General features: G+C 63.1%; 4 protein-coding genes and 2 pseudogenes. 2 read left to right on the top strand and 4 right to left on the bottom strand.

Translation table 11 applies throughout. The annotated features are described in order from the left end of the window. Positions 1-178: pseudogene (locus EN780_RS40910) on the bottom strand (glycine C-acetyltransferase); the annotation flags it as partial. A 95-nt stretch (positions 179-273) separates the two neighbouring features. Between EN780_RS40910 and EN780_RS29350 the strand changes: the two are divergent. Continuing rightward, positions 274-477, top strand: coding sequence for a hypothetical protein (locus EN780_RS29350; protein ID WP_127287251.1), 204 nt, complete (start codon positions 274-276; stop codon positions 475-477). Between the two features lies 1 nt (position 478). Further along, complete coding sequence (locus EN780_RS29345; protein ID WP_128276038.1) at positions 479-2,548, top strand: EAL domain-containing protein; 2,070 nt, start codon at positions 479-481, stop codon at positions 2,546-2,548. A 242-nt stretch (positions 2,549-2,790) separates the two neighbouring features. On the opposite strand, the gene EN780_RS29335 is transcribed toward EN780_RS29345, so the two are convergent. The 3 genes and pseudogenes from EN780_RS29335 to EN780_RS29325 form a co-directional block, all read right to left on the bottom strand. After that, positions 2,791-3,234 (bottom strand): type II toxin-antitoxin system VapC family toxin, encoded by a 444-nt coding sequence (locus tag EN780_RS29335; RefSeq protein ID WP_128276039.1) that lies wholly within the window; start codon positions 3,232-3,234, stop codon positions 2,791-2,793. Between the two features lie 17 nt (positions 3,235-3,251). Further along, positions 3,252-3,494: a type II toxin-antitoxin system Phd/YefM family antitoxin gene (locus EN780_RS29330; protein ID WP_127287110.1), complete on the bottom strand. Its 243-nt coding sequence runs from the start codon at positions 3,492-3,494 to the stop codon at positions 3,252-3,254. 67 nt (positions 3,495-3,561) lie between these two features. Next, a pseudogene (locus tag EN780_RS29325) lies at positions 3,562-3,779 on the bottom strand (MarR family transcriptional regulator); the annotation flags it as partial.

The following is a 3,779-nucleotide window of genomic DNA, read 5'->3' as shown; positions in this document are numbered from 1 at the left end:
GTTCGGCGCTGTCGGCGAGGCCGAGATAGTTGTTGGCGCAGAAATTCAGCACCTTGTCGCCGCCAACCTCGATCTCAGCCGACTGCGTCGAGGCGATCACCCGCTCGGATTTGTAGAGGCCGGCCGATTTCAGCCCGGCAAGTTCGTTGTCGATGTGGGAAAGGAATGCTGTGCTCATGATCCAGCCCTGTTCGGTTCGAGCCGGACTGTCGCCCCGCGCGGCCGAAAAATCCACCGCAAAAGCGACGGCTTCGGTGGCGCGGCGAAAGCCGCATGGCTCTCAATTTCAGCGGTGCGAGCGACGATGCGTTCAAATGCATCGACGCGGTGAAAGAACATGATAACCATCTCCGCAGCTTTCCCTCTCTGCCCGCGCAACCGGCCGGGCCGCTTGCCTGCCTGTTAACCCTTTCAAGTCAATGGTGTTCGCAGAACGAAACCAAGGCGGGATTCCGTCGGCGGGAGGGGTCGCCCTGAAATGTCGCAGCAGCCGGTGCAGAGCGTTTCGCGCAAGCTGATCTTGCTGATCAAGAGCGGCTACTGGCTGGCGCTGCTGATCATCGCCGCCATGGTGATGGGCTCGTTCGTGCTCTTGCAGCAGATGATGGCGGCGCAGCAGAACAACGACACGCTGATCAACATCGTCAGCATGCAGAAGGCGCTGTCGCAGCGCATCGTCTTCCTGGCCGGCGCGACCGGCGCCGCCTCGCGCGACAAGCAGCCGGCCCTCGTTGCCGCGCTCAAGCAGGCGACCGTCGAATTCGAAACCAATTACGACCTGCTCCTGGACAAGACGGGAGCCGATCCGATGTCGCCGGCGCGCTTCGATCCGAAGTCGATCGAGAACGTGCTGTTCGCCAAGCCGTTCCATCTCGACTACTTCTCGGTCGGCCTGATCGCCAATGGCAAACGCCTTATCTCTTCATTCGAGACCAAGCTGACGACGGGCGTCGACGGCTACAAGGGCGGCGCCGACCGGGTCGATCTCGACGCTTCCGTGGCCAATGCGACGCTGTCGGGCTATGCCGCGCTCGGCCAGCGCATCAGTGCCTTCGCCGACGAGCGCTCGGGAAAGCTGCTCGATCTCCACCGCACCCTGTTCTTCGCCACCATCGGCGTCATCGTGCTGGTGGCGCTGTTCATCTTCAGGCCGATGTCGAAGGCCATCCTGCGCAAGACGCATGAGCTGGTCGACGCGCGCAACTCGATGGCCTTCATCGCCGTGCATGACGGGCTGACCGGACTGCACAACCGCACCTTCCTGACCGATCATTTCGACACACTGATCAAGGGCGCGCATCGCCGGCGCGAGCGGCTGGCGGTGATCCAGCTCGACCTCGACCGGTTCAAGCAGATCAACGACACGCTAGGCCACGCGGCCGGCGACTACGTGCTGGTCGTAACCGCGCAGCGCATGCGCGACTCCTGCCGCGCCTCGGATCTGTGCGCCCGGCTCGGCGGCGACGAATTCGTGATGATCCTCAACGGCGCCGGCGGCACCGAGGACATCAACATGCTGGCCAGGCGCATCCTGGAGCAGATCAACGAGCCGATCACCTTCCAGGGCACGACTATCCTGCCTGGCGCCAGCGCCGGCATCGCGGTCTATCCGGTCGACGCCGACAATGCGGAGGACCTGCTTGTCCACGCCGACCTTGCGCTCTACTCGGCCAAGAAGCTCGGCGGCGGCAATTTCTCGTTCTTCTCCGAGGAGCTGCGGCGCGAGCTCGACTACCGCAAGCAGCTCGAGCACGATATCCGCGCGGCCATCGCCGACAAGACGTTCGAGGTCTATTTCCAGCCGCAGGTGTCGCTGACCAGCGGCAAGATCAGCGGCATCGAGGCGCTGGTGCGCTGGAAGCACGCCTCGCGCGGCATGATCTCGCCGGGCGAGTTCATCCCGGTCGCCGAGAAATGCGGCTTCATGCCGGAGATCGGCCGCATCGTCATCACCAAGGCGATCAACGAGGCGGCGGAGTGGGACCAGGCCGGCATCGATTTCGGGCGGCTCGCCGTCAATGTCTCCGGCACCGAGCTGCGCGAGCCGGACTTCGACAGGTTCCTGTTCGGAACGCTGGAGAAGGCCGGGCTGGCGCCGCAGAAACTGTCGCTGGAAATCGTCGAGTCCGTCATCCTCGACGACGAGAAGACCGGCATCGCGGCCAAGCTGAGGCACATCCGCGCCGCCGGCGTGCATCTCGAACTCGACGATTTCGGCACCGGCTATGCCTCGCTCAGCCATGTCAACCCGAACGAGATCGACCGGCTGAAGATCGACCGCCGCTTCGTCCAGAACATCAACGAGAACGGCGACAACTCCAAGATCGTGCGCGCCATCACCGAGCTTGCGCGCGGGCTGGGCATCTCGATCGTGGCGGAAGGTGCGGAGACCGAAGCCGAGCTCGATTCGCTGATGGCGATCGGTTGCGACCAGGTGCAGGGCTATTCGATCGCCTTCCCGATGCCGCAGGACAAGGCGCGCGACTGGCTGCTGGCGCGCAGCCCGAAGAAGGCGAAGCTCAAGGTGCTGCAGGGCAGCCTGGCTTAGCTCGATCGTCGACAAACTTGACAAGGCCGGTCCGGCCATGGCGGCCTGCGGTGATCGACGACGGATCTCGCGGATGCCGCTTCGTCTCGTCCTGTCGTTCCTGCTGCTCATCCCGGGGCCGGCACTGGCAGCGGACCGCACCATCTATCTCACCTTCGACGACGGCCGGTGAACGGCACCAGCAACATCCTCGACGTACTTCAGGCCGAGCAGGTTCCGGCGACGCTGTTCATGGTCGGCATTTACGTTGCCGGCAGAGGCGGCAAAGCCTTTAGCGGATTGAGCATCGGCACCCCGAGTGGGGCGAAATGACGCTCGTTGTCGGTCAATATCGTCAAGGCATGAACTTCCGCCGTCGCGGCGATCGCAATGTCCTCGAACCCTGGCTGATGGGCCCTGGCCCGATCCAAGATAGATCCAGCCGCATGCGCGGCACGCAGATCGAAGGGGAGTATTCTTTCGTTGTAGAGATATTCGACCGCCTGCCACCACTGGCGAAGCAGAGCCGTCTTTTTCTTAGCGCCTTCGCGCTCGGCCTTCGCTATTCCCGAGGTAATTTCGGATGCCGTAACCACAGACAGGAACAGGTAGTCGCTGGCCCGATCAAGCCAATCCGCCAAGGCCGCTTGCTCGACCGTTTTGGAAGGCGCCAGCGCCGAAATGATGTTGGTGTCCAGCAGGAACATCAAACGCAAAGCCCGCGTTAGAGGTCAACCGTGCGAGCTGGTTTTCGGGAGCGAGGCGGAATGTCAGCTTCTGCGCCGGGAAAAGCCGCCAGCAATCGCCCAAAGCTGGGCACCCGCGACAGCCGTTCATAGTCCTTGAATGACAGAATGACAGCCTGTTTGCGACCATGCCGCGTGATGACGGCAGGCTTTCCGGCGACCGCCTGATCGACCACCGCCGAGAGCGTCGCCTTGGCATCCTTCAATTGAATCTCTCGCATGGCCGAACTCCGCTTATGACTACTGTAGTCATATAGCACTTCTGACCGGCGGAAACAATCCGACTGGTCAGCCGCCGACATTCGCCCGCAGCGCCGCCAATACCTCCGCGAACTCTGCCAGCCGCTCGTCCGGCAATCCCGCCCGCAGCCGCTTGTCGAAGGCGACAGCGGCCAATCGCAATTTCTCGAACATCGCTTCGCCGGCCTCGGTCAATGCCACCTGATGGACCCGGCGGTTTTGCGGATCGCGTCGCCGCGTCAGCAACCCCTGCGCCTCCATGGCGT

The sequence above is a fragment of the Mesorhizobium sp. M4B.F.Ca.ET.089.01.1.1 genome, from assembly GCF_004022605.1.
Taxonomy (GTDB): Bacteria; Pseudomonadota; Alphaproteobacteria; order Rhizobiales; family Rhizobiaceae; genus Mesorhizobium; species Mesorhizobium abyssinicae.
This window is presented reverse-complemented; position numbering and strand designations above follow the sequence as displayed.